The organism is Arthrobacter sp. PAMC 25486 (assembly GCF_000785535.1).
GTDB lineage: Bacteria > Actinomycetota > Actinomycetes > Actinomycetales > Micrococcaceae > Specibacter.
Genome location: NZ_CP007595.1, coordinates 2872754 through 2899114 on the forward strand (window position 1 = coordinate 2872754; position 26361 = coordinate 2899114).

17 protein-coding genes are annotated in these 26361 nt (G+C 59.8%); 10 read left to right on the top strand and 7 right to left on the bottom strand.

Translation table 11 applies throughout. The annotated features are described in order from the left end of the window. Positions 1-97: 97 nt before the first annotated feature. Positions 98-958, top strand: a complete 861-nt coding sequence (locus art_RS13160) for a rhomboid family intramembrane serine protease (protein ID WP_038465516.1) — start codon at positions 98-100, stop codon at positions 956-958. A 78-nt stretch (positions 959-1036) separates the two neighbouring features. Here the strand turns inward: art_RS13160 and art_RS13165 are convergent, their stop codons facing one another. Beyond that, positions 1037-1588 (bottom strand): flavin reductase family protein, encoded by a 552-nt coding sequence (locus tag art_RS13165; protein ID WP_038465518.1) that lies wholly within the window; start codon positions 1586-1588, stop codon positions 1037-1039. Positions 1589-2225: 637 nt separating this feature from the next. On the opposite strand from art_RS13165, the gene art_RS23330 reads away from it, so the two are divergent. The 6 genes from art_RS23330 to art_RS13200 all read left to right on the top strand — a co-directional run bounded on the left by art_RS23330 (position 2226) and on the right by art_RS13200 (position 15714). Further along, a complete protein-coding gene (locus art_RS23330; protein ID WP_367643784.1) occupies positions 2226-2711 on the top strand; it encodes a GNAT family N-acetyltransferase in 486 nt (161 codons plus the stop codon). Between the two features lie 95 nt (positions 2712-2806). Further along, positions 2807-3262 (top strand): N-acetyltransferase, encoded by a 456-nt coding sequence (locus art_RS21100; protein WP_052136519.1) that lies wholly within the window; start codon positions 2807-2809, stop codon positions 3260-3262. 42 nt (positions 3263-3304) lie between these two features. Beyond that, the gene (locus art_RS13180) at positions 3305-3898 is read left to right on the top strand and encodes a GrpB family protein (RefSeq protein WP_038465520.1); all 594 of its coding nucleotides are present in this window, start codon (positions 3305-3307) and stop codon (positions 3896-3898) included. A gap of 187 nt (positions 3899-4085) precedes the next feature. Next, on the top strand, positions 4086-6680 hold the full coding sequence (locus art_RS13185) for a LuxR C-terminal-related transcriptional regulator (protein WP_038465522.1): 2595 nt from the start codon (positions 4086-4088) through the stop codon (positions 6678-6680). 267 nt (positions 6681-6947) lie between these two features. Then, a complete protein-coding gene (locus tag art_RS13195) occupies positions 6948-15149 on the top strand; it encodes a DUF5979 domain-containing protein (protein ID WP_162182058.1) in 8202 nt (2733 codons plus the stop codon). Positions 15150-15336: 187 nt separating this feature from the next. Further along, positions 15337-15714, top strand: coding sequence for a hypothetical protein (locus tag art_RS13200; RefSeq protein ID WP_038465527.1), 378 nt, complete (start codon positions 15337-15339; stop codon positions 15712-15714). Here the strand turns inward: art_RS13200 and art_RS13205 are convergent. Next, positions 15711-15965, bottom strand: coding sequence for a cell division protein CrgA (locus tag art_RS13205; RefSeq protein ID WP_038465529.1), 255 nt, complete (start codon positions 15963-15965; stop codon positions 15711-15713). The two genes, art_RS13200 and art_RS13205, sit on opposite strands and share 4 nt — an antisense overlap. A 334-nt stretch (positions 15966-16299) precedes the next feature. On the opposite strand from art_RS13205, the gene art_RS13210 reads away from it, so the two are divergent. The 3 genes from art_RS13210 to art_RS13220 are packed head-to-tail and all read left to right on the top strand — an operon-like array spanning position 16300 to position 17820. After that, the gene (locus art_RS13210; RefSeq protein ID WP_253901601.1) at positions 16300-17013 is read left to right on the top strand and encodes a class E sortase; all 714 of its coding nucleotides are present in this window, start codon (positions 16300-16302) and stop codon (positions 17011-17013) included. 2 nt (positions 17014-17015) lie between these two features. Continuing rightward, positions 17016-17180 carry a hypothetical protein gene (locus art_RS22600; RefSeq protein ID WP_038465530.1) on the top strand — a complete coding sequence of 55 codons (165 nt, stop codon included), beginning with the start codon at positions 17016-17018 and terminating at the stop codon, positions 17178-17180. 1 nt (position 17181) lies between these two features. Then, positions 17182-17820: an aminodeoxychorismate/anthranilate synthase component II gene (locus art_RS13220; protein ID WP_038465532.1), complete on the top strand. Its 639-nt coding sequence runs from the start codon at positions 17182-17184 to the stop codon at positions 17818-17820. A gap of 68 nt (positions 17821-17888) precedes the next feature. Here art_RS13220 and pknB read toward each other — a convergent pair whose 3' ends face one another. The 5 genes from pknB to art_RS13245 are packed head-to-tail and all read right to left on the bottom strand — an operon-like array spanning position 17889 to position 26359. Further along, positions 17889-19820, bottom strand: a complete 1932-nt coding sequence (pknB, locus tag art_RS13225) for a Stk1 family PASTA domain-containing Ser/Thr kinase (RefSeq protein ID WP_038465534.1) — start codon at positions 19818-19820, stop codon at positions 17889-17891. A gap of 59 nt (positions 19821-19879) precedes the next feature. Next, positions 19880-21733, bottom strand: a complete 1854-nt coding sequence (locus art_RS13230; protein WP_082000283.1) for a protein kinase — start codon at positions 21731-21733, stop codon at positions 19880-19882. Next, positions 21730-23184, bottom strand: coding sequence for a penicillin-binding protein 2 (locus tag art_RS13235; RefSeq protein ID WP_038465536.1), 1455 nt, complete (start codon positions 23182-23184; stop codon positions 21730-21732). The genes art_RS13230 and art_RS13235 overlap by 4 nt, the downstream gene beginning before the upstream one ends. Further along, positions 23181-24620, bottom strand: coding sequence for an FtsW/RodA/SpoVE family cell cycle protein (locus art_RS13240; protein ID WP_173425239.1), 1440 nt, complete (start codon positions 24618-24620; stop codon positions 23181-23183). Before art_RS13240 ends, art_RS13235 begins: the two co-directional genes overlap by 4 nt. After that, positions 24617-26359 carry a PP2C family serine/threonine-protein phosphatase gene (locus tag art_RS13245; protein ID WP_052136522.1) on the bottom strand — a complete coding sequence of 581 codons (1743 nt, stop codon included), beginning with the start codon at positions 26357-26359 and terminating at the stop codon, positions 24617-24619. Before art_RS13245 ends, art_RS13240 begins: the two co-directional genes overlap by 4 nt. Positions 26360-26361 lie beyond the last annotated feature (2 nt).

Consider the following 26361-nt stretch of genomic DNA (forward strand, 5'->3'; position numbering starts at 1 on the left):
GCTTTAGGCACTAGTTCGTTTTCCTGGCTTCAGCCGCCGGTTCCCTGTGGGCCGGTGGTTGAAGCCATCCTTTTATCTCTTCGCTGAGGACTCCACAATGAGCACGCCATTCCCGGTCCAGGACCCTTCCACAGGTGCCCCTGTCTGCCCGCGCCACCCTGACCGAGTTTCCTACGTGAGCTGCCAGCGGTGCGGACGGCCAACCTGCCCTGACTGCCAGCGCAGCGCCGCTGTGGGTGTCCAGTGTGTTGACTGTGTCCGTGAATCGACCAAGGCCGTCCCATCCCGGCGGACAATCTTCGGCGGTGTGGCCCGTGCCGGGCGACCCGTCATCACCATGACCATGATGGCGATTTGTGTTGTGGCTTTTGCACTGGACCTGGCCATCCCCAAAGGCTTCATCTTTCAAAATTTCGCCTATGCCCCGTTCCTGACCGAATCGGAACCGTGGCGCATGGTGACCTCGGCCTTCCTGCACTCAACGAACTTCATGCACATCGCCTTTAATATGTACGCGCTGTGGATTTTAGGCAACGCCCTGGAACCGGCTTTTGGCAGGGCACGATTCCTTGCCATCTATCTCGTCAGCGCACTGGCAGGTTCCGTAGGGGTCCTGCTGTTGTCCCCCATCGACACAGTGGTTGTAGGGGCCTCAGGCGCCGTGTTCGGCCTCTTTGGTGCACTCTTTGTGGTGCAGAAGAAGCGTGGCGGCGACCTTCGCCAAATCGTTGTGCTCCTGCTGATCAACGCAGCCATTGGCTTCATCATCCCGAACATCGCCTGGCAGGCACACCTGGGTGGCTTGATTGCCGGCGTCCTGTGCGCGGCGGCCGTCGCCTACGCCCCTACTAAGAACCGCGCCCTGATCCAGTGGGGCGGCATTGGCGCCGTGGCGCTGCTGTTGGTGGGTTTGACCCTCTGGAAGGTCTCCACCTTCCCGATCATCATCTTCGGTTAAAGCTCGACGGCGGCCGGCTCACCGTTGTCTCGCATCCCGCAGGACATCGGTGACCGTCCGGACCGTCCGGTCGGCCCTTCAGGGCTTGAGTCTGCGGTACTCCCCGCCGTAGTGGATCAACGGTGAGACGTCTTTGGTCCACGGCGCGTCCTCACCCATGGAAACCACCTGACCCACGACCAGCAAATGCGTTGCTGCCGTGTGGATGTCGGTCGTTTCAACTTCAAAGTAGGCCAGTGCGCCGGCAATGACAGCATTGTCGGTGAGTGGCCCGCGCCTGAAATCAATCTGGTTCAATAGGCCTTCGATGGGGGTCCCCGGACTGGCCAACCAATTTGCCGGGGATTTCTGCTCCGCCGTGAGCAGCGACAGCGCCCACGTGCCCGACTCCGCCACTGCCAGCGCAATCCTGGATTCGGCGTAGAGGCTGACCAACAATGTCGGAGGGTCATAGGACACTGACAGGTAGGCACTTACCGTGGCTGCATAGTCACGGTTGCGCAGCCGGGTGCTGATAATGGCCACTGAGCTGCCCTGTTCTGCACTGAGGCGGCGATACTCATCGATCTGTTCTTCACTGGGCTGCTGTGGGAAAACCCTGTGGACATCAAGAGAATCGGCAAGTTCCATGACTCCATACTTTCACGTATCCACAGTTATCCACAGCACTGTCCACACATGGGCATAACTTACAGAGCTGTAGTTCGAGTAGTTTAAAGTTCGTCGTACACGTAGTTACCCACAGGGTTTTGCACAATGGGTATAAGTTACACACATGTAATTCCACAGCTGTGGATTACTTTCTGACGGGGCTCAACGGCAAGGACGGCGTAATCAGCCCAAAGTTATCCACTTCTGTGGATAACTTTGTGAACAACTATGGATAACCCCGGTTTCGAAGATGGCTTGTGGATAGTTCGAATGAGTTGTCAACGTCGGTGGATAAGTCTGTGGGTTGTGGGAAAAAGTTATCCACACTGTGGATAACACTGGGGACAGTGACCTATTTTCACGCTGCTGGCACTTCGTGCGTCTGTTCGTCCGCCAGCCGTAACTGCATCGCTGGGCTGCGCCTTGCGGCGCCCCGGGCGGAGCGTTCCAGCAAATGGACGAACCCAGAAATTCTGAGGCAAGCCCTGAGCCCACTGGGCAGATGTTTGAAGATTACTGTCCTCTCGCTTAGTTGCGTGTTGTGACTGCGCGACCGGAGCTCCGTGTGCCGCGCGGTGATGAGCTGTCGGAGTTTGCCGCCGTCGCTGCCGCAGGCGTGCATGGTCCCGGAGCGAATCCGTTCTTAACGCCGCGGACTGATCTTCCACCGCGTGACCGGGCTCTTTATGTGATGCAGCAGTATTGGAGCCGTCGCGGTTCGTGGGACCTTCAGGATTGGGCCTTGGAACTGGGTGTATTTCACGGTGGCCGGTCTGTCGGCACTGTTGCGCTGAGAGCTCGAAGTTTTTCAGTCTTGCGTGAGGTGAGAACTGAATCGTGGCTGGGCGTTGTGCACCACTGGCAAGGCATTGGTACAGAATCCCGGGCAGCCATGCCGAGCCTCGCATTTGAGGTGTTGGGGGCGATAAATGCTGTTACCGAGGCCTTTCAAGACAACAAGGGCTCACAGGGAGTCTCACAGAAACTCGCCTATGGTCACGGCGGTGTCTCCAGATCCGTCCTGGCAGGGAGGGCGATGGTGTCTGACCGCCTCCGTCTTGACCGCCAGGACTGGGCAAAGACCAATGCAGCGCACTCATAAATCACTAGTCTCGCTGCGCGCCTTTCCCTTTTCGGTGCCTAGGCCACATCAGAAAGGGCGTCAAGGACTTAGTTGTACTCGGGTACTTTTGAGGAATGGAAATTAGGGACGGTGTCATCGAAAGTGACCAGAGACGCTGCATCGATTTATGGCTCGACGCTGTGGCAACAAGGGACGGGCACATTGATGCAGTCGCTGTCGGCCTACGTGCCCAAGAGAAATTCACCTGCAGGATCGTCCGATTCGCTGCACTTGGCGATGATGTGGAAGGTTTTGCACTCACCGTCGATGGAGGGGGCGGGGTTGCGTGTCTGGAGATGTTGGCAGTGGCGCCGCAGGCTTCTCGTCGCGGCGGGGGACGGACACTTTTAGTCGATGCTTTGACGTGCGCTGCAAATGCTGGCTTCAGCAGATTTGAGCTGAAAGTTCGTGAGGAAAACACAGGAGCGATCAACCTCTACAGGTCGGCCGGGATGACTCAGATTGGTGTCGCGGCAGAACATCCACTGGGTGGGTTGCCCATGGTGACCTTTGGCTGTTCGATGTTGTGATTTGTGGCCGGCGGGCAGCGCTGACAAGTGGATAATGGGCGAATGACTTCTGATGCCCACCTGGACGCCGTGCTCATCGGCGGCCGTGAAGAACGCCCCATTGTCATCGTCGATTATGATCCCCACTGGGCCGAACGATTCACAAAACTGGCTCAGCAAATCCGTGGTGCAATCGGAGAACACACGCTCATGGTTGAGCACATTGGCTCCACCTCGGTCCCGGGCCTGGCAGCCAAACCGATCATCGACATTTTGCTCACGATCCGGGATGTTGCCGACGAGACCGCCTACCTGCCTCAACTGGAGGATGCCGGCTTTGTTCTACGGGTCCGGGAACCGGGGCACCGCATGTTCAGGACCGCAGAACGGGACGTGCACATCCATGTATTCTCCAGCGGCAATGCAGCTGTGCCGCCGTACCTGGAACTCCGCGACTGGCTCCGGCAGTACGAAGGTGAACGCAAACTGTACGAACAGACTAAGAAAGCGTTGGCCCAACAACAATGGGCTGACATGAACTACTACGCCGACGCCAAAACCGAGGTCATCACGGCGATTCTTGGCCGCGCACGGGTTCGGCGATCAAAAGAAACCAAGATCATGCCCGTAACATCGCATTTTGATCGACACAATTAGCCTTTCGTCCTTAGACTGAAGATAAATACTAGCCAAATGGCTAGTGGGTGGTATCTGGGGTGTTTGATGCGGTACTGACGGCCAATGCCAGGCATCTGACTGTGTTTGTACGAAATGGGGAAGCGTGGCCAGGCGGGCGAATGTTGGGGACATTGTTCGAAAGCTGACGGGGACTTCTTCTCGGGGAGTGCTCATCGTTGGTTCCCGCGGTGTGGGGAAAACGTGGATGTTGGGCCAGATCCGTTCAGCGTTGGGTCCCGACGCCGCGATCGTCAGGCTTTCCGCCAGCAAGGCACTGGCTTCCATACCTTTTGGCGCCGTCAATGCCCGTGTGGGGGCCAAACTTGTCCGCAGCAATGACTATTATGAGGTTCTCAACGGCCTGCTGGGCCAGGTGAGCCTGGGCTTGGAAACGGCCAAGCACGTCGTTCTGATGGTGGACAACGCAGAATTTTTGGACAGCAACAGTGCCGCCATCATCTTGCAGGTTGTCATGTCCACCGAGGCCCGGCTGATCCTCGTCGACCAGCCAGGCGGCCACAACACCCACCTGCGTGAATTGTGGAGGGACGGCCATCTGACCCGGTTTGAGCTGGCGCCCCTGCATTCCGAGGATGTCCAAGTATTTCTCGAAGATTTCTTGGGGGGCAAAGTTGCAGGTCCGACGGCGGATTACCTCACCAGGCGCTCAGCCGGCAACCCCCTGGTGCTCCAAGGCCTGGTGACAGGCGCCCAGGAAGAAGGCTCGCTGCGCAGGGCCAACAACGTGTGGGTCCTTGACCATCCGGGTGACAAACTCGGCACGGAGTCGTGGGAATTCCTGCAGATGGACCTTGACCATTTGCAGCCCGACTCGAAGCGCATCATTGAAATATTGGCCTTGGCCGGCAAGCTGCCACTAGATGTGCTGCTGGACCTGACAAGCGCCGAGGCAGTTGACGACATTCAACAGCGCGAACTTGTCGAAATTATGCCGGGCCCCCAATTGACCATGCGGCTTGCCCGGGCTGTTACGGCGCCCGCGATCAGGTCCACTATTCCTGTAGGGCGCAGCCGCAAGTACCTCGCCGATGTTGCGAGGTTGCTTCCCGATGATGGGCGGACCAGTCCTGAAGCGATCATCAACTTCACCCGGTGGTCCATGGAATGTGGCATGGCCGTGTCGGAAGAGCGGCTGCTTGAGGCCACCACCTGCGCGAATCAGCTGATGCGCTCGAATGACGCCTTGGAATTCAGCAACAGGAAGGTGTTCTCAAGGGAATCAGCCGCGTTGTTGGCCGAGCGGGCCATTGCCACGATGACCCAAAACCTGCCCGATGAGGCTCGTGCGCTTGCTGTGCAGGCGTTTGCACTGGCGGAAAATCCGGAAGATGCCGCCAGGGCTTTGCATGCTGTGCATCTGAGCCATTTTTCAGATGTGGAATACCAAAACCGACTCAAGGAGGCATTCGCTGATTTTGAGGCCCGCTTTGGTACACCTGCCCTCAATGACTCATCCACCGAAGCTGACATTGCTGTCTTGATCATTCGCGCAACCATGGAAGTTTCCACCGGCGAAATCGCCCAGGCCAAGCAGCGCATCGAGGCACTCCGTGAGCACCCGCTCACGGACAACATTGGGGACCGCGTCCTGCTCAAGTCGCTCTACAGCGAAATTCTCAGCGCCACGGGACGGCTGGACAGTGCAGTCGCCCTGGCCATGGAAGTCATCGGTGAGTTGGAGGACCCTGCAGGATTCCCGCGTCCGGACATTTCCATTTTGGCATACACCCGTTCGGTTGCCGCGTTTATTTACGACGGCGCATGGGATTACGTACGTGCCGCGCTGCATCCGGACACGTTCGAGAATCCTGATCTCATGCTGCATTCGGGCGGATTGCGGGATTTGGCTGCAGCGATGATGGCCTGCCGGCGAGGCCATATGGAAGAGGTTCTTAACGCTTTAGAACCGGCGGTGAGTGCACTGACCGACTATGATCCCTGGTCTGTGTTGCCAACCGCTTTGGGCATCCGCGCCTATGGCCAGGTGATGAGTGGTGATATTGCCGCATCTCAGGAGTCCCTGGTGCAGTTGGCTGCACTGAACCAGCGCAGCGGAAAATTCTATGAACTTGAAGGTGCAGCATACGCCGCAGCTGCACAATGCATGACAGGCCAAGGTGAACTGGGACTGGCAAGACTGCGCAGCCTGCAACGCGAATGCGTCGCCCATGGTTATTTGGGGATTGAGATAACAGTCCTGTCCTTGCTATTGCGAGTGGGAGAATCAACTGCCGTCTCCCGCTTGGCCGAGGTGTCGGAAATGCTGGAATCCACCAGTAAGGAATTTTTTGTCAGTTGGGCCAAGGCGATGCATTCCCAGGATCCCACCGTCCTGGACAGTGCCAGCGCCACAGCCATGGACTTCGGCTATGAACTTATCGGTGTGGAGTTGGCTACGCATGCCCTCCGGAAGTTCCATGACCGCGGAAAAGTTCATAGAAGCCGCAAGACTGCCAGCAAAGTTGTGGCCATGCGTGAACAGATGCCAGGGCTGGTGTCACCAGTCTTTCAAACAATCGACCAGCCCAAGATGACCCGGCGCGAACACCAGATCGCGTTGCTGGTGGCCCAAGGCGAATCCAACAACTCCATTGCCAGCAGGCTCAATGTTTCCCTGCGAACCATTGAGGGGCATCTGTACCGGACTTTCATTAAATTGGACCTGCAATCCCGGGACCAGCTGGCGGCACTGATGAATGGCGCCGCTGTGCCAGATGACACGGACGCCTACTATTCCTGAGTGTTCATCCTGAGTGCTGAAAGCCCAAAAATAGAGTGGTGACCGGCAAAAATTAGAGTGGTCACCACTCGTGTTTCCCCCAGACCTGTCTCCTTACCATGGTGAGGCGCGTCCTATGCGCCAGGTCTCTTACTGGGGGAAATCAACATGAATGGTCTTTTTCGTCTGCAACGAAGCGTGCACTCGAGCGGCTCGGGTGGCCGGCGTTTTGCCGCGCCCGCCAAGAAGTCGAGGGGCAAGTTTCTTGCCTCTCTCTTGAGTCTGTCCATGGTGGCAACCCTCGGCATCGGCTCAGTCCTGGTCACGGCCCCGGCCGCCTCCGCCGCCCCAATCACGACGGTCGGCATCACGGCTGCAGTGAGCGACCACAAGGGGATCAGTAAAGGCAACGGCAATAGCGACGGCAATTCTTGGAATAACTGCATCACCTACGATCCAGCCCAATTAACGCCACGTGATGAGCCCTCATGGGCGCAATCTGGATACCGTTATAGGTCTACGACATTTGTCGGTTCGGGATCGGAGGCCCGCACCGGTCACGGTTCCGGTAACGCCGGTTGTCCCGATGGTTCAATCGTAAATGTTTCAACTTCCGGCGGACAGAGTGCGGTGGGGGTTGCGCCGGCGGCAAATATATCTGTTGCAGATGGAATTCCCTTCAATCTGGCCCGCATCACGCACTACAACAACCCCGTCTCTTCGACGGCGAGCTTTTTTAGCGGCAATTTGAAGATCAAGCTCTCCGGCTTCGATTCGTCACCAGAATTGGTGTTTCCTTGGACCTTGTGGGAAACGTCAAACGAATCCAGAGGGTGTCCAGATGGTCACTGGTTCCCCACTGATAATTGCCAAGACCAGATCAAGTTCACCTCCCAAATATCCGACCAGGTCCTGACTAAAGGTGGACTTCGCTACAAACTGATTATTGGTGGTTTCATTGGGTCAGCCACGACTTCCTGCCCGTCAACACCGGCCGGAAGTGCTGTCAACGATTTCTGGACCGACGAGAAGAAGAACACGAACGCCTGCATTTATGCAACGGTTGAGCAGATCCGTGAGCTGACTGTTAACAAGGTCACCGCTGGCATCAATCCACCCAGCCAGGAATTCAAATTTTCGTCAACGGGAACTCTGGAAGGTTCCGCCTGGAAAAATGGCAGCCAGAGTGTGACCCCCACCGTTGCAGGCACGCCGGTTGAAGTTTTCAAGAAGGACTTGATCAGCACCGACAAGGTGACCATCACGGAAGGGCCCGTCAGTGATTCCCGCTGGGACCTGAGCTCAATGGTCTGCACCCAGCTGGATGCGTCCGGCACAGCCGTGGCCGTTCCCAACGTCACCACGAACGGCCGCGCCATTACCTTGGACAAGGTGGGGGCGCCGCTCAACACGGCGAACCCGAATGTCACCTGTACCTTCACCAACACCTTCACCTCGGGCAGCCTGACCATTGCCAAGGTTCTGGAGGATCCGAATAGCGGCCTGACGAATCCGGAGAAGCTCTACTCGGGCACGTACAACTGCGGCCCCAGTTACACGGGCACCTTTGACATCAAGGCCGGTGAAGCCATGACCGTTGATCGCATTCCGGTCGGGCGTGAATGCACCGTGACCGAAACGGCTCCCAGTGGAAATCTGGTGAACGATTCGTTCGTATGGGGTGTTCCCGCCTTTTCCCCGAGCAATACTGTCAAGATCGCCAGCGGTGCGGACTCCAAGGTCACCATCACTAACAAGATCACGCAGAACAAGGGCACCTTCACGGTCACCAAGAGGGTAGTCGGACCCAACAGCGGGTTCATTCATAATGACCGCGAATTCCCGGTCGGTTACGTTTGCGCCATGGGATCACCCGCTGTCCAGGTGGCAAACGGCACATTGAACGTCAAGAAGGACGGTTCAGCCACCTCCGATCCCATCCCCACTGGTGCCAGCTGTGTCCTGACGGAAACGCTGACTGCCGTGGACGGCGACTTTGCCGATGGCTCCTACGAGTGGACCGGCAATACTTTCATGCCGGCAAGCCCCATCACCATTGGCGCCAACGGCTCAAATACCAGCGTTGAACTGACGAACAACTTCAAGCGCAACTACGGCCAGCTGAAGATCACCAAGAAGGTCGAAGGGCCCGCAGGTGCTTTCGCAAACACAGACATGCTGTTCTCCGGCACATACACCTGCGCAGGCGTCGAGAAGCCGTTCGAGCTCAAGGCCAATGGCGAATTCGCCAGCCCGGCCAACGAAATCCCGGCAGGCAGCAACTGTATAGTCGAGGAGAATGCCCCCGACGGTGGTTTACTGAATGCTTCCTACCAGTGGGGTGCAGCCACCTATGATTCGGACAATGTCACGGTCGAGAACGGCAAGACAGCATCCGTCGCCATCACCAACCACGTTGTGCAGAACACCGGAACGTTCTCAATCACGAAGACCATCACCGGCCCCGAAGGGGACAGTGGCTACACGGGACCTAGCGACCGTGAATTCACCGTCGCCTACGTGTGCACCCTGGAAAAGGGCAGCAACGTCGAAGGCGAGCTGACAGTCACCACTGCAGGCGTAAAGGAATCCCCTGCCATTCCTGCCGGTTCCTCCTGTGTTCTGAGCGAACCGAACCTCACGACAGAGAACGGCGACTTCGCCGACGGCTCTTACGAGTGGGTAGCACCAACGAGCGAGGCGTTCAGTCCCAGCAACACCGTCACCATCGGCAACAGCACCACCGTGGCCGTAACCCTGGAGAATAAGTACACCCGCTCCTTTGGCTCACTAAACCTGAAGAAGGTCGTTGACGGCAACGGCTATGTCGGTGAGGGTGCACAGTTTGAGGTCGCCTACGACTGTGGTGGCGTCTACACGGGCACCCGCAAGCTGACGGCGGGTGACGACGGCGTCACGATCGATGGTCTGCCCGCAAATGCCCTGTGTGAGCTGAGCGAAACTGCACCCAGCGATGAACTGCTGGATGCCGCCCACAAGTGGGGCGCAGCAAACTGGAACCCCAACAGTGCTTCGGTAACTGTCAAAAAGAATGAGACCGTCACCGCCACGGTGACCAACACGACGGTTGCCATCTTTGGTGGACTAAGTGTTGTGAAGGCTGTTGCAGGTGGCGGAGTCAACAGTTCCGTGGTCTTTGACCTGACAGTCACGTGTGGTGATGTCTACACCGGAACATTCAAAAACATTGCAGGCACAGCGGGCACCACGCCTGAACTGCCTGTTGGCACCACCTGCACCATCGACGAGCCGGAACTGCCCTCCGGCAGCGGTGTGTTTGTTGACGAATCCTTCGCCTGGGATGGCAAACCTGCAGCCCAGACGGTGACGATCACCGAAGAAAACCAGATCGTCGCAGTGACGGTGACCAACACGACCAAGCGTGTCTATGGCGATTTGCAGGTCAGCAAGACCCTAGTTGATCCCGACGGCGTATATGCCGGCGCACCCAATAATGGTGCGGACTTCACCGGAACGTGGAGCTGCAGCTACGGCGAAACGCCTTCAGGTAACGGCACATGGACAGCATCGGCAGGCGGCGCCGCAACGGTTGCCGGAAGCGAAATCCTGTTGGGTTCACGCTGTACTGTCATCGAGTCGGAGCTGGCAACCGCGCCGTCAACTGACACCTCTTATAGCTGGGGAACACCGGCACTCTCACCCAATGGCGGCGTCGTAGTCCTTTCGGCTGCGAACCCCACAGGCATTGTGGACGTCACCAACACCATCAACCGCTCCACGGGGCTGTTCAGCGTGACCAAGGGTGTCACCGGCCCCAAAGTGGGATTCCCCGAAGGATCGGAATTCCCCTTCACCTGGAGCTGTGAAAAGGACAACTGGGTTGGTGCCAACGGCGCCTTCAACCTGACGAATGGTCAGCTCTGGGACGGCCCCGGGACCGGCACTGTCATTCCGGCCGGTGCAGCCTGCACCGTCACTGAGGGAGACTTCCCAGCGGTGAACCCCTCCTACACCTGGGATTCCGTGACGTTCACGGCAACCGGTGCCGAAGGAGCGCAGAATGGACGTGGCTTCACCTTCACGCTTCCCGAAATAACAATTGATAACCCGAACTCAGTCAAGGTCCTGGCCACCAACACACTGAGCCAGAAATTTGGCTCCGTTGCGGTGACAAAGACCGTTGACGAAGGCTACGACGCGAGTGCCGGCTACAAATTCAAGATCAACTTGAACTGTGGCCCCACCAGCGGCTCCTTCTCAACGGAGCTCGCAGGCGGCACCAGTGCCACCATCACTGGCATCCCGCTGGGCAGCGAATGTGCTGTTTCTGAAGACACCCGCACGGGCGGTTTGGTTGACGGGTCCTTTGCCTGGGATACGGCAACGTTCAGCCCCGCCAGCGTCACCATCGACCAGACCGAAACGCCCATTGTCGTGAGCGTTCACAACCCCACCAAGCGCGTTTACGGTGAACTGGTCGTCAGTAAGGTGCTCACCGGCGTGACCAAAGTTGTCGATAAAGACCGTGTCTACACGGGCGGATGGCAGTGCGTCTACGGAACAGACGCCCCGGTAATGGGCGACTGGTCCGTAAAAGCAGGTCAGACGACGTCGGGTAGTAAATCCATTTTGGTGGGTTCTGCCTGCAGTATCACCGGTGAAAAAGAATTGACAGCACCCAACGTTGATCCCTCCTACGTGTGGGCAGAACCGGTCTTCTCCGAGGCATCCATCGTCGGCACCACACCGGCGTCGCTGACCGTCACCAACGAGGTCAAGCGCAACACCGGCAGCATCCTGCTCACGAAGCAGATCTCCGGCGCAACTGAAGGGCTTCTGCCCGATCAGCAGTTCACCATGAACTTCAGCTGTTCGGTCGAGGGTGTCGAAGGAATCATGGGCGGCCAGGTATCGGTCAGTCCCAACGTTGAAACCACCCTGCTGGACGACGTTCCCTTCGGCTGGAGCTGTGCCATCAGCGAGGCTGCACCCACGGCGGACCAGCTGAAGGACGCCTCCTACAGCTGGGGAGCCGTAACCGGTGCGCCGGCAACAGTGGTCCTGGCAACCGACAACAACCCGGTCAAGGTCACCGTCACCAACGACATCGTCCGCAACGTGGGCGCCGTCAAGCTCCAGAAGACGTTCAGCGGCCCCACAGGAGTGGTCTCGCCTGAGAAGGAGTACACGGGAACGTTCACCTGTTCCTATGACGGTGCCGAGAATGCGTCAGGGAACTGGAGCACGACGGCGGGTGCCCCGGCCATCGAGCTGGCTACCGGCCTGCCACTGACCACGAGCTGCACGGCGACGGAAGACGAATTGGGCGCCCCGTCCAACGACCCGTCCTACATGTGGAAGGCGGCGGAGATCACCTCCGCAACAGTGGTTTCCGGGGACTCTGCAACCATCAACGTCAACAACACCCTGGTACGCAACATGGGGTCGCTGACGGTGGCCAAGCAGGTCACGGGTGAAACGGCAGGCTACATCGGCGGCGATGACAACTACTTCACCGTCAACTACAGCTGTACGGTTCCCGGCGAGGATGATATTGCTACGATCGCCGGCAGCACAACCGTTGCCAATGGTGGAACCGAAACTCTCGCCAGCAACCGCATTCCGTTCGGCTGGGAATGCGCCATCACCGAATCGGTGCCGCATCAGGACCAGCTGAAGGACAACTCCTTCGCATGGGGTCCGGCCGTCATCACACCCGCAACAATCACCTTGAACAACGACACCACTTCGGCTGACATCCACGTGGAAAACCCCATCACCAGGGTCAAGGGCGCAGTCACGGTCACCAAGGTCCTTGAGGGCCCCGACAATGCCGGAGCCGTGGCGATCGACCGTGACTACACAGGCAACTGGGTCTGTACCTATGGGGAAGGCGAAAACGCCATCGTCTCCAACGGCGTCTGGACCGCCAAGGCCAAATCTGCTGCCATCACAGTCAGTGATGATGTGTTGCTCAACAGCAACTGTGTCATCACCGAGGATGAACTGAGTGCCCCGGTTCCGAATGATCCTTCGTACCGTTGGGTTTCATCGGTGCCGACAAATGACACGGTCACAGTTGGCAGCCCCGCCAACTTGGTCATGACCAACACCTTCACCCGTGACAGTGGCTCCTTCACTGTCACCAAGAAGGTCGACGGCGCAGGGTTCACGGGCACCGCCGATGACAAGATGTTCACTGTCAACTACGACTGTGGGATCGGCTACACCGGAACCTTGGCCCTGGCCAAGGATGGATCGGCAACCGTTGACGGTGTCCCCGCCCAACGCGAGTGTGCACTGAGCGAGGACCTCCCCACAGGAAACCTGGAAGCCGCCCACAAGTGGATTCCCGGTACCTGGAGCGAGAACGTTGTGGACGGCAAAATCACCGTTGACCGCGACGCCGAGGTGGAAGCGGTCATTACCAACCACACGCAGCCCATCTTTGGCACCGTCTCGGTTCTCAAGGACCTTGCCGGCGTCGGTGGCGTGGTGCAGGGCAAGACTTTCACGGCCAACGTCAGCTGTGGTGAGGCCTACTCGGGTGAACTCACCCTTGAAGCCAGCGGAACGGCTGTGGAAACCGGCCAGATCCCTGTTGGCAGCGAGTGCACCGTCACCGAGGTGCCGCCCACAGGCGGACTCGTCGACGACTCTTACGGCTGGGCGACCACGCCTGCCCCTGTCACCGTCACCATCGAGACGGAAAATCAGGTTGTTCCTGTCACCATCACCAACACCACTGAGCGCCGCAACGGCACGCTTAAGGTGGCAAAGGTTCTGGAGGATCCCGATGGTGTGTACACCGGCGGCAACTTCACCGGCACCTGGGTCTGCACTTACGGAGCCGGCGAGGCCGCAGTGGTCACGCAGGGTGACTGGTCAGTCAAGGCCGGGGACCCGGCGTCGGAAGTTGGCTCGGAAATCCTGTTGGGCTCCTCCTGCCACATTGCAGAGGACGACCTGGGCGACCACCCGTCAGATGACACCTCCTACGTTTGGGCCCCGTCATACGCGCCCGGCCAGGATGTCGTACTCACGACCATGAACCCGCACGGAGAAGTCACCGTCACCAACACCATCACACGACTGACCGGCTCCTTCGCCGTCACCAAGGAATTGGCTGGCACAGGAGTGGCCGACGGCGTGCAGCCGGGAACCACGTTCGACTTCAGTTGGGCGTGCACTGGCACCGGCTGGGCAGGCGCCAACGGTCAATTCACGCTGACCCCCGGATCCGGCAGCTGGAACCCCAGCGAGGCCATCCCCGCGGGCGCCAGCTGCACCGTCACCGAGCAGGCCGAGCCCGAAACCACGGGACCGTCCTTCACCTGGGACGGCGTTGGATTCGCTGTCATCGGATCGGCCACCGAGGCTGTTGTTGGCGACCGCAACGTCACCTTCACCATCCCCGCACCTGAGGATGGGAAAACCCAGACCGTGGCGGTTGCTGCGACCAACACCATCTCGCAGAAGTTCGGCGAAGTGGTTGTCACAAAGAAGCTGGCCGGCGACATCCAGGGCTATGACGGAGAGCAAACCTTCGACATCCACCTGAGCTGTGGGGATGGGGCTGCTGCACAGTTCCTCACGCTGACGGGGACTGAAGGCAGCAACTCCAAGACAGTCAGCCTGCCCGTGGGCACCAAGTGCACGGTTTCAGAATCGGGACTGGGAGCCGGGGATGGCCTGGTGGACAGTTCGTTTACGTGGACCGGCGTTGACATCAGCAACAGCACGTTTACGGTCTCAGACCAGGCAACAGCCATTGCCGTGGATGTCACGAACACCATCGGCCGTGTTGCCGGTTCCTTCAGCGTTAGCAAGGGCAGTGACCCGGCAAGTGGCACAACGGTGGAGATTGGTCAGAAGATCACTTACACGCTGACCGCTGCCAACACCTCGGACGTTCCTGTCCGCGATGTCGTCCTGACCGACGACCTGGGCAGTGTTCTGGACGCAAGTTCGCTTGTGGGCGGCACGCAGGCGACGCAGGGCGAGGCCGCCATTGCCGAGGCGATGCTGACCTGGACTGTTGGCACCTTGGCGCCGGGTGCAACCCAGACGCTGAGCTACACAGTTCAGATCAATGAAGGCAGCGGCGATAAAACCATCACCAACGCGGTCCTCGGATCCGGCGATGTGCCGCCCAGCTCATGTGTTGCGCAAGCCCCGACGGAACAGGCCATGATGGCCACGGCTGAAACTGGTGCAACAGCGGAGGTCTGCAGCACCACGCACACAGTGGTGCCGCCGGTTGTGCCGCCAGTGGTGCCGCCAGTTGTGCCGCCGAACCCGACGCCGTCGCCGACCGTCACCCCGACAACACCGCCGGTGGCAACACCGTCCCCGTCGCCGACGGCCACCACGGTGAAGCCGCCGCTGGCCGTCACCGGCGCCACAGGACTTTGGTTCCTTGGCCTGGGCGGACTACTTCTCGCGGGAGGCATCGTCATCATGGTGACCATCCGCCGTCGTGAGGATAAGAACCTCGAAGGCCACTAGGCCCTAGAGACGCCGGAAGTTCAATCCCCCAGTTGGACTTCCGGGCCGTAAGGCGCAAAGGCTCCTGCCCTCCCCCGGCAGGGGCTTTTGTCATCTTCGGCGCCAGGTCCCGTTGCCGCTGGCGTCGGCCCGGCGCCCTGTCCAAGCGCACGGCAGAAGCCTAGACTGGAGAGAAGGAGCGGCACCTGTGCCAGCCATCAGGGCTTCGGTGTTGGTGCTGCGGAAGGCAGGCAGCACGATGTCCAGTCATGAAGAAGCGATCCCGGCAGACTCGGGGCATGAAGACGGCAGTCGAGGACGCTACGTCCAAGGTGAGTACGGCAGGGCCGGCTCAGAGGTGGGCCACAATCCCGGAGACCCGGAGGGGCACTACATCGAGGGTGACTACGGTCTGGCAGGGGTGGAGGAAGCCTCGGAAAACGCCGGCGCCGGAAGGTTCGTTGAAGCCGACTACGGCACGGCCGGTGACGTACCGGGCCGTGCCGCAGATGATCCCAAGGGTCGCTATGTGCAGAGCGATGACCAGGATGTAAAACAGAGGGATGAAGACAAAGATGGTGCCTAGCTGCGCCAGCGGGTTGTCATCATGAACCCGGCCAGTGCAATGCCAAAACCAATGCCAATGTTCCAGTTGCCAACGTTGGGGATTGGGAACGCGCCGTCAGAGATGTAATAAGTGATGATCCATACGAGCCCCAGCAACATCAAGGTGACCATGACCGGCAGGAACCAGACGGCGTTGGGCTGCTGTGCCTTGCTGGAAGGTGTTTGAGCCGGTCCCTTGGTGGGGCGGCGACGCGATTTTGACTCAGGCACAGGTGCTCCTTGGCAATGCGGCCGGATGGACGCGCCGCTTGATAGTTGAAAGGGCAGTTCATGAGCGCCGATGTTGCTGGGCAAATTGTTCTCAGGTGCTGAACTGCCGGTATTGTTGAGGCAATTCTAGCTGTATTTAATGCGGCCTTGGATTGCATGACATTACCGCTCAACATCAATGAAGGAGAACGGCGTGGTTCCATCGCTAGACCATGTCGATTCTGGTGTGGGCGTGGACGAATTGCTATCCGGCAACGAGGCGCGGCGCAAGCGGCGGAAACAAGCCGAGCGCCGCCAGCGGCAACAGCGACCCAAGCAAGGATTTTTTCGAACCCTGATTCAGGTCATCGGCGAACTGCTGATAACTGCAGGCGTCCTGCTGTTGCTCTTTGTGGTGTGGGAGTTGTGGTGGACCAACATCGAGGCCAACTCGGTCCAGCAGCAGGCCGTGTCCGAGTTCGCCCAGGGCTTTCAGGGCCCCGTGACTCCTCCCGCAGCTGATGCTCCCACCGACTTTGGCCCGCCAGTGGTCATGTCCGAGCCCTTGGCGCCCAGTACGGTCTTTGGTGTTGCCTACATTCCGCGGTTCGGCGAAACATACAGCCGCCCGCTCGTCGAAGGTGTGGCGCCGGCGCAACTGGACACCCTGGGCCTGGGCCGGTACGACAGTTCCACCATGCCAGGTGGGATTGGAAACTTTGCCGTGGCAGGCCACCGCCAGACCCACGGCGCCGTCTTGGACGCAATCCACACCCTGGTCCCCGGGGACAAGATCTACCTCCAAACCCATGACGGCTACTACACGTACGTTTTCCGCAACAACCAGATCGTGATGCCCAACCGTGCCGACGTGCTGCTGCCTGTACCCACCCAGCCGGAAGCCGTGCCGACGGAACGTTTCCTGACCATGACCAGCTGCAACCCGCGGTTTGGCGCTGAGGAACGCATCATTGCATACTCGGTCCTGGAATCATGGCAGCCGGCCAGCGCAGGCCCGCCCGCCGCAATTGCGAACCAAGTTGCAGCGAACCAGAAAGGAAGCGGCTAACCATGTACAGCTGGATCTTTAGAAACCTTCCCGGACCTCTGTGGTTCCGCATTCTCACCACAATTCTTTTCGTGGCGGCGGCAATGCTGCTGCTCATGCAATTTGTGTTCCCCTGGCTTTCCCAGTTCAATCCCCTCAATGACTCGACGATTGGTGGTGGGGTCTGACATGGCCACACGGATTCTTGTGATCGACAACTACGACAGTTTTGTTTACACACTGGTTGGCTATTTGCAGCAGCTCGGTGCCGAAACCACCGTTGTCCGCAACGATGACGTCACCCTCGCCGAAGCCATTGAATTAGCCGCTGCCCGCGACGGCGTCCTCGTCTCCCCCGGCCCCGGCACCCCTGCCGAGGCCGGGGTGTGCATCGAGCTCATCAAGTGGTGCGGGGCGAACGCCAAGCCGATGCTGGGGGTCTGTCTGGGCCACCAGGCGCTTGCTGAAGCCTATGGCGGCGTCGTCACTCATGCTGAGCAGCTCATGCACGGCAAAACCAGCGAGGTCTTCCACCACGGCACAAGCGTGTTTACCGGCCTCCCCAGCCCCGTCACGGCGACCCGGTACCACTCGCTGTCTGCTGTGCCCTCCAGTATCCCCGCGGTGCTGGAGGTGACCGCCAAGACGTCCGACGGCGTCATCATGGGTTTGGCGCACAAGAGCGCACCCTTGTGCGGGGTGCAGTTCCATCCGGAATCCGTGCTCACCGAAGGCGGCTACACCATGTTGGGCAACTGGCTTGAGTCATTCGGCCTGGCTGGCGCTGCCGCCACGGCCGCAACGCTCAGCCCCTTGATCAACAGCTAGAGAACTCAACACAAAAAAACGTTGGAGCTGTCACCTGCCAGCTCCAACGTTTTTTACTTCGCGGTCTCTTACGGGGCCTTGGTGGCTTCCGTCGGCGACGCCGTCGGTGTTTTCTTGGGCTTTGCCTTTGCCTTCGGTGTTGGCGTGGGCGTCGGCTCTGCCGTTGGCGGCTCCTCGGGCGGCGGGGCCTTGGCCAGGGTCACCTCAACGGTGGTTCGCTGGATCACCTCTGTGCCGGCACTGATGGACTGGTTGGTGACGAATCCGGGCGGCACAACAGTATTCTCTGCCTCCGTGAACGTCACCTCAAGTAACGGCGAGACAGCCGTCAGGGCTGCCGAGACAACTGCCCTGACTTGCTCGGGGTCCTCGGTCAGGTCAAACAGCGAAGGCATGAGCACCTCGCCGTTGGAAACCTTCATCGTGATGCTGGAACCTGCAGGAACCGTCTCCCCGGGTGCGGGATCGGTGGTGACAACAAGGTTGGCGGGAATTGTCCCGTCATTGACCATGTCATTGGGCATGATCTTCAGGTTTAGGGCGCTCAGTGCCGCCCGGACATCCGCATCCGTGCGTCCGGCAAGACCTTCCGGGATGGTCACCGTGGAAGACCCCTTGGAGACGTAAACCTGCACTGTTGATCCGGGATTGATGCTTGTGCCGCCCGGGGGGTCGGTGCGAATAACTTCCCCGCTGGGAACTGTTCCGGAGAACTCCAGATTGCTGTGCGGTTCCAACTTCGCGTCACGAAGCTGGTTCATTGCCTCAACTCCACTGACACCGGAGAGGTCTGGCACTGACACCGGCTGAACCGCCGGAGGCCTGGACTCCAAATAGTTGTAGCCCAGGAACGCCCCGCCGCCAAGGACGACGGCGAGCAGGACGAACAGGGTGACCATCCAGGCCCTGCGCCGGCGTTTGGTTGCGGGCGCAACGTCGGGCACTTCCTCGATGACGCCGTCGTCCGTAGTCAACGGGCCACCAGTCAAAACTTTCGCCATGGCACGCGTGGCGGGTCCGCCGTCGTCAGTTAAGTGGGTGGCGTCAGCGGCAGGGGGCGCCGTGGCCACCAACGGCAGAACGGCGGGGGCGGGAACGGCTTCGTGGGTGACCCGCGGCTCAGGCGTCGGCATGACACCGGCGCTGGCGGCGCGCAGGGCACGGCGGAACGAGGCAGCATCCTGGAAACGCTTGTCACGGTCCTTCTCCAACGCCCGCATTAACACTGCATCAAGGGCCGGGGAAATCTCGTCATTGAACGCACTGGGCAGGGCAGGGTGCTCGCGCACATGTTGGTAGGCCACCGTGAAGGGGGAATCGCCTGTGAACGGCGGCCGGCCGGCCAGCATTTCGTAGAGCAGGCAGGCTGCAGAGTACAGATCGCTGCGGGCATCGACATTCTCGCCGCGGGCCTGTTCGGGTGAGAGGTATTGTGCCGTGCCCATCACAGTTTGCGTCTGGGTCATGGTGGCCGCTGAATCGGCAATGGTCCGGGCAATGCCAAAGTCCATGACCTTGACCTGGCCCAGGACCCCGTGGTCATCCTCCGTGACCATCACATTGGCGGGTTTGATGTCACGGTGCACAATGCCGGCACGGTGACTGTAGTCAAGGGCGGCAAGGACGCCGAGAGTGTAGTTGACCGCCTGCTCAATATTAATGTCCTTGCTGCGGATCAAATCCCGCAGCGTCTTGCCGTGGACGTACTCCATGACAATGTAAGGGACGTGGGCACTGTCGCGGACATGATCATGGGTGATGTGCTCACCCGTGTCGTAGACGGAGACAATAAACGGGTGGTTGAGACCCGCCACCGCCTGGGCTTCGCGGCGGAAGCGGGCCTGGAGCTGCGAATCGCGGGCCACATCTGCCCGCAGGAGCTTGATGGCAACTGCCCGTCCGAGACGCTTGTCCTGCGCCTTGTAGACGTCGGCCATGCCCCCGCGGCCCAACAGTTCGCCAATCTCATAACGGTCATTAAGGACGCGCGGGACACTCATGAGTATCTGTTGTCCTTTCGATCGTGGAAGAGCTGATGCTTGGGTGCTTCTTGAGGGGTTTACGGCTTTGCCGGGTCCTTGGCCTGGTCCTTCGCCGGCGCATTGGCCGGCGGGTTGCTCGGGGCCGACTCGTCGCTTGGGGCGGGGTCCGTGCTTGGCTCCGGCTCAGCACTGGGTGTGGGTTCCGGCCCTGTGGATTCCACGTAGACAACAGTGGAGTTGACCTCCAGCTGGGTTCCTGCTGGGGGCTCGACGCGAATCACGTCGCCCTTGGCCACCGACCCGGAAGATTCCGGCACCCGGTTCGGGATGAACTTTAAGGCGACCAGAGCCTGGTCGTATTCAATACCGGTCTTGCCGGCAGATGACGGGACGGTCTCCAGGGCCTTGCCGGTTGACACCCTGACGGTGATGACCGAACCTACCTCGACGGAGCCCACGGGAGAAACCGCAATGACGATGTCGGCTGCAACGGTGTCGCTGGATTCGTCGGCCCGTTCCACCACGAGACCCTTGCCGTCGAGGAACGCAGCGACGTCCGCGAAGGGCTGGCCCGCCAGCTGGTTGTTGATGACATCGACTGTTTCCGGCGCCGACGGAGTGGGCTCCGGAGTGGTTTCCACCATCGTCGGCGTTGGCGCCTCAGAGGTGGTGGGGGGCGGGGCAGACTGTGACTGGGTTTGGGTCTGTGTCGGGCCGGGGGTGCCGCCGAACAAGCCCATTCCCTGCAGCAGCAGGGCGCCAATGGCAAAGACCAGCAGCGCGAGCAGGGCCACGAGCGGCCAGGTCCAGGGACTGCGTCCCTTCTTCACGGGCGTGGTCGCAACTGCTTCTTCCGGTTCCGGCAGGGCATCCGGTTCTTCCTGTTCGGCCTGCCATGCCCGTTCCGCGCCGAGGATTTCTGCGCGGGTTGGGGTGTGGGCATCAGTTTCCGGGGTTTCCTCAATCAGGGGAAGCGCCGTGGTGTTGGGTTCGGAAATGCTACTGACGACCGAGGTCGGTGCCGTGGCATTGATATCCACGGGAGCCGTGATGGGCCCCGTGCTTGCCTCAAAGAGGAGCATGCCCGGAACGGCCGCGTGGGCGGCCTTGATGTCACCGGAACGGATGGCCTCCGCAGCCTCAGCCAGCTTCAAGGCATTGGCGGGCCGGTTGGCAGGGTCCTTGGCCAGCATCGACATCAACAGTGCCCGCACGGGTCGAGGTAAAGTATCCGGCAACGGCGGCGGCGCATCGTTGACCTGCGCCAAGGCGATGGCGATTTGTGATTCACCGGAGAAGGGGCGGTGGCCGGTGATGCACTCATAACCTATAACACCAAGGGCATATATATCACTTGATCCGGTAGCCAACTGTCCTGTGGCCTGCTCGGGCGCAAGGTACTGGGCCGTGCCCATGACCTGTCCGGTCTGTGTGAGGGGCACCTGGTCGGCCAGGCGCGCAATGCCAAAGTCGGTGATCTTGACCTTGCCCTCAGGGGTGATGAGCAGGTTGCCAGGCTTCACGTCACGGTGGACGAGACCCTGGGCGTGTGCCACTGACAAGGCCCTGGCGGTTTGGGCGATCATTGACAAGGTCCAGTCGGCGGACAGTACGTGCTCACGCTCAATCAATGTCGACAGCGGCTCACCCGGGACCAGTTCCATGACCAGGTAGGCCGAGCCGTCTTCTTCGCCGTAGTCAAAGACATTGGCAATGCCGTCATGGTTCAGCAGTGCCGTGTGTTTGGCCTCTGCACGGAACCGTGCCCGGAAACCGGGATCGCCGGTGTACTCGTCCTTGAGGATCTTGATGGCAACGATGCGACCAAGGACCAGGTCCTGGGCCTTCCAGACCTCGCCCATGCCACCGATGGCAATGCGTGATGTGAGTTGGAACCTGCCGCCTAAGGTGATACCAGATATAGGCCTCACTTGTTCAACACCGCCTTGAAGAGTTTGCTTGCATTGGGACTTGTTAATTCTGCTCCGGTGGCCACGTCAACATTTGGCATGACGATACTGACCACCACTTCCGGATCGTTCGCTGGTGCGAATCCGGTAAACCATGCGTTGTTCAATCCGTCTCCGAGCTCTGATGTTCCTGTTTTTCCTGCAACCTCAACGCCCGGAACGGCCGCTGCGGAGCCAATGCCGTTGTCGACGACGCTGACCATCCATTCGGTGATTTGTGCCGCGATTTCCGGAGTTGTCGACTGCCTCAGGACCTCTGGTTCCAAGGAAGAAACGGTTTTTAGGTCGGGGGTGCGGATGGTCTTTATGAGGTTGGGGGCCACCTGTTTGCCGCCATTGGCAATTGCCGCGGTCATCATGGCCACCTCCAACGGTGTTGTCAGGACATCGCGCTGGCCGATCGCGCTCTGGGCCAGGGCTGCATCATCCAGATCACCTGCACTGCCGGGGAAGCGGCTGGGCTCTACCGGGGAAGGGAACTTCAAGGACTTGTCGTTGAAGCCAAACTTCTCCGCCTGGGCGGTGATGGCCTTTTGTCCCAGATCCAAGGCGATGCTGGCAAACGGGGTGTTGCAGGAGTTTTCCAGTGCGAAGGCAAAGGATGCCTTGTCCTGCGTGTAGCACTGCCCGTAGGCGTAGTTCGGCAAGGTATACGTCATTCCAGGGAACGTCATGTCGGCAGGATTGGGAAGTATGCTGTCTTTATTATATTTCCCGGATTCCAGGGCCGCTGCGGTGTCAATGATCTTGAAAACCGACCCTGGGGAGTACAGCTGCCGGTACGCGGAGGAGCCGAACAGGTTGATGCCGGGAATATTGACGAGTTCGGCCATCGAGGCGTCGAAGTCGGTCTTGTTGTGTGTTGCCATCAAATTCGTGTCATACGTTGGCTTGGACGCCATGGCAATGACCGCCCCCGTCTTGGGGTTCATCACGACGATCGACCCGCCAATGTTGTCTGGGATCAGTTCATAAGCAAGTTTTTGGATCTCTGAATCAATGGTCAGTTCAACCGAGCGTCCCTGGGGTTGCGCGCCCGTGAAGACCTGCGCGATGCGGTCAAACAAGGCATCGTCCGAGTTGCCGGTGAGCTCATCGCTCATGGCGGATTCGAGTCCGTACTGGCCCGAGAACTTGCTGAAGAAACCTGTCAGTCCCGCGTACAGTTCCGGATCGTTATACGTTCGCTGGAACTTGCAATCCGAGTTTGTGGGCACGGACTCGGCAATGGCTTGGCCATCGACGAGGATCGGTCCGCGGCTGCTGCAGAATCTGGCAAAAAGCTGGCGTTGGTTGCTGGGATTGTCATTGAGGGAATCCGCGGCAAAGAACTGCACATAGGAAATGGAGCCAAATAGCAGCGCAAACAAGGCGATGGCCACTATCCAGGAGTTTCGGATTGCTTGATTCATGGTGTGGACGCCTCCTTGGGGTTCTGGTGTGGCTTGTTCGGGGCGGCCTTGTTCGGGTCTGTGCCGACTTGGTTGGGCGGGAGGATCGGGTCAGTTGGGGCCACGGGGCCGGAAATGTCGATGGGGCGCCTTGCTGCATCAGAAATTTTGAGGATCAACGCAACGATGATCCAGTTGGCCAGCAGTGACGAGCCGCCGGCGGAAAGGAACGGAGTGGTGAGGCCCGTCAACGGAATCAAGCGAGTCACGCCGCCAATGATGACGAAGCACTGCAGTGCGACCGCAAAGGAGAGGCCCACGGCCAGGAGCTTGCCGAAGGCGTCGCGTGTGCCCAATGCGGCGCGGAAGCCGCGCGCGATCAGCAGCGCGTAGAGGGACAGGACAGCAAAGAGGCCCACCATGCCCAGCTCTTCACCAATGACGGCAATGATCATGTCGCTGTTGGCAACAGGCAATTCATCCGGTGATCCCTGGCCGAACCCGGTTCCCATGAGCCCGCCGTTGGCCAGGCCGAACAGGCCTTCAACCACTTGGAAGCTGCCGTACGCTGCGCCAATGTACTCCGGGTCAAAGGCGTTGACCCAAACATCAATGCGCCGGGCCACGTGCGGGAAAATTTGGTACGCCGCGAACCCGCCCACAGCGATGAGAACCAAGCCAATCAAGATCCAGCTCACGCGGCTGGTGGCAACGTAGATCATGACCATGAACAAGCCAAAGAAAAGAATCGAGGAGCCCAGGTCGCGCTGGAAAACCAGCACGCCGACGCTGGCCAGCCACGCCACGATCATGGGGGCAAGGTCGCGTGCGCGAGGCAACTGCAACGGCCCCAGCTTCTTGCCGGCCAGCAGGATCAAATCGCGGTTGGACGATAAATACCCGGCAAAGAATATTGCCAGCGTGATTTTCGCGATTTCCCCGGGTTGGAACGAAAATGGCCCAATGGAAATCCATACGGTGGCTCCGTAGACGCTGCCGGCAGAGATGCCGGGCACCAGTGGCAGGATCAACAGAACCACCGAGGCGAGCAGTGAAATATAGGTGTAGCGGCGCAGGATGCGGTGGTCGCGCAAAAGCCAGATCACGGTGATGGCCGCGACCACGGCAAGCGAGGTCCACATCCACTGCCGAGTTGCATCCTTTAGGCCGGAGGTGATGTCAAGGCGGTGGATGACCGCCAGGCCCAAGCCATTGAGAGCAACAACAACCGGCAATATGACCGGATCGGCATATTTCGCCTTGATGCGCAGTGTCACATGGAAAGCGATGGACAGACCTGCCAAAACGGCCAGTTGCGTGTAGAAATCGTTGTCAATGTTGCGGCCCAAGTTGAGGTTGACCAAGGCATTGGCCAGTGCCGACATGCCCAGGGCAAGCAGCAACAGGAGCAGCTCGGTGTTGCGTCGTGGCTTTGCCACGGTGAGCAGCTGACTCACTTTCCACCTCCAGGGATGCATGTCGGGTTGGCCGCAGGTGTTGCCGTGGCACTGGCTGAACTGCCGGCTTTGGTGCCCGCAGTGCTTTTCGCGGACGGAGACGGTGCTGCGGCAGTGGTGGGAGGCGCTGTTGCTGGGGCAGTGGCGGCCGGGGCTGTGGCGGTGCCGGGTGCAGCCCCGGAGGCTGACGGTTTTCCTGTGGGCTGGGCGGTGCTTGGCGGGGCGACCAAGTCGCAGGGGGGAAGACTGGTTCCCGTGCCCAATTGGAGATCCTTGATGATCTGCTCGGCATCGCCCAGTGTTGCTGCCGGCATGGTCTGGGCCACCAGCTGCTGGGAATAGTTGGGCAGGGACTTAACTTCCACCGTCGTTTCCCGGTATAGATGCGACAGTGAAATGGGTCCCAATGACTGTGAGACACCTTGGTAGATGGCCACATTGCCCTGCGAAACACCGACGAAGAACTGCGTCTGGGTCCATGCATAGGCGGCCCAGCTGCCGGCCACAACGGCCAGCGCAGTCAGCACTCCGATGATCGCCAATACAACAGGGCGGTAGCGCAGTCGCGGCAGGGACACCTCCGTGTCTTCCACGACGGTGGGTGCTGCAGAGGTCTTGTGGGTGAGAACGGTGGCAGCGCGCTGCGTGGCAGGACGGCGGGCCAGGTGCGGAATCTTTCCTTCCGCATTTGCCGTCAGCGCAGCGCCCACCAATTCGTGGTCGCGTGATGCAAGCAGCTGGCGAATCGCCTTTTCGCGGATATTGAGATCCAAGGCGCCAGCGTCGGACTCCGCATCGATGCCTGATTCTTCATCGGCAACCACAGCGCCATTAACGCCAGCCTCCGCGTCCGCATCGTCGCTTGCGGCAACAACAGGGGAGGCTGCCGAGGACGCCAACGGCGCCTCTCCGGCGTCGTACGTGCCTTCAACGCTCAGGGAGGCCGCCGTCGTATGGGCATCAGCAGGCTGGACGGCATTGAGGGAGGCTGTGGGCGCGTCGTCACCAGCGCTCTCAGCGATGTCAAAGACGACCACAGTGACGTTGTCGGGGGAGCCGGCGGCAAGCGTCAGGTCGATCAGTGTGTCGGCGGCCGTGGCCAGTGACTTGGTGTTGCGAATGACCTCTTCGATCATCTCGTGGCGGACAAAGTTGAGCCCGTCGGAGCAGAGCAGCCAACGCTCACCGGCGGCCGCGTCAAAGTACTGCAAATCCAGTTCGGGGGAGGCATCAACGTCGCCCAGGACGCGCATGAGAACGTTCTTGTGCGGGTGGACCTCGGCTTCGGCCTCGGTCATACGACCCTCGTCGATCATGCGCTGGACGAAGGTGTGGTCGATACTCAGCTGCTCAAAGACGCCATCCTTGAGCCGGTACGCACGCGAATCGCCGATGTGCGCGAACGCCAGGCGCTTTTCGGAGAGCAGCAGTGCGGTCACGGTGGTGCCCATGCCGGCAAGTTTTGGATTGACGTGAACCAGCTCGGAGAGCAGCGAATTGGCGCTTTGAATCTCGTCAGCGAGATTCGCTCCGGCATCTTGGCCATGGCGATTGTGATCCAGGTGGATCAGGTCCAGGACGGTGGAGGCACTGGCGACATCCCCTCCAGCATGACCGCCCATGCCGTCGGCGACAACGGCCAGATAGTGGCCGGCGTAGGCGGAGTCATCATTCTTCGCCCTGACCATGCCCACATGTGATCTGGCGGCGTAGCGCAGAATCAGCGGGTTTTCGGCCATGT

What these genes read in the sequence shown, in the direction of transcription:
- art_RS13160 (WP_038465516.1), top strand. Translation starts at nt 98, where the DNA reads ATGAGCACGCCATTCCCGGTCCAGGACCCTTCCACAGGTGCCCCTGTC.
- art_RS13165 (WP_038465518.1), bottom strand. Translation starts at nt 1,588, where the DNA reads ATGGAACTTGCCGATTCTCTTGATGTCCACAGGGTTTTCCCACAGCAG.
- art_RS21100 (WP_052136519.1), top strand. Translation starts at nt 2,807, where the DNA reads ATGGAAATTAGGGACGGTGTCATCGAAAGTGACCAGAGACGCTGCATC.
- art_RS13180 (WP_038465520.1), top strand. Translation starts at nt 3,305, where the DNA reads ATGACTTCTGATGCCCACCTGGACGCCGTGCTCATCGGCGGCCGTGAA.
- art_RS13195 (WP_162182058.1), top strand. Translation starts at nt 6,948, where the DNA reads ATGGTGGCAACCCTCGGCATCGGCTCAGTCCTGGTCACGGCCCCGGCC.
- art_RS22600 (WP_038465530.1), top strand. Translation starts at nt 17,016, where the DNA reads ATGTACAGCTGGATCTTTAGAAACCTTCCCGGACCTCTGTGGTTCCGC.
- art_RS13220 (WP_038465532.1), top strand. Translation starts at nt 17,182, where the DNA reads ATGGCCACACGGATTCTTGTGATCGACAACTACGACAGTTTTGTTTAC.
- pknB (WP_038465534.1), bottom strand. Translation starts at nt 19,820, where the DNA reads ATGAGTGTCCCGCGCGTCCTTAATGACCGTTATGAGATTGGCGAACTG.
- art_RS13235 (WP_038465536.1), bottom strand. Translation starts at nt 23,184, where the DNA reads ATGAATCAAGCAATCCGAAACTCCTGGATAGTGGCCATCGCCTTGTTT.
- art_RS13245 (WP_052136522.1), bottom strand. Translation starts at nt 26,359, where the DNA reads ATGGCCGAAAACCCGCTGATTCTGCGCTACGCCGCCAGATCACATGTG.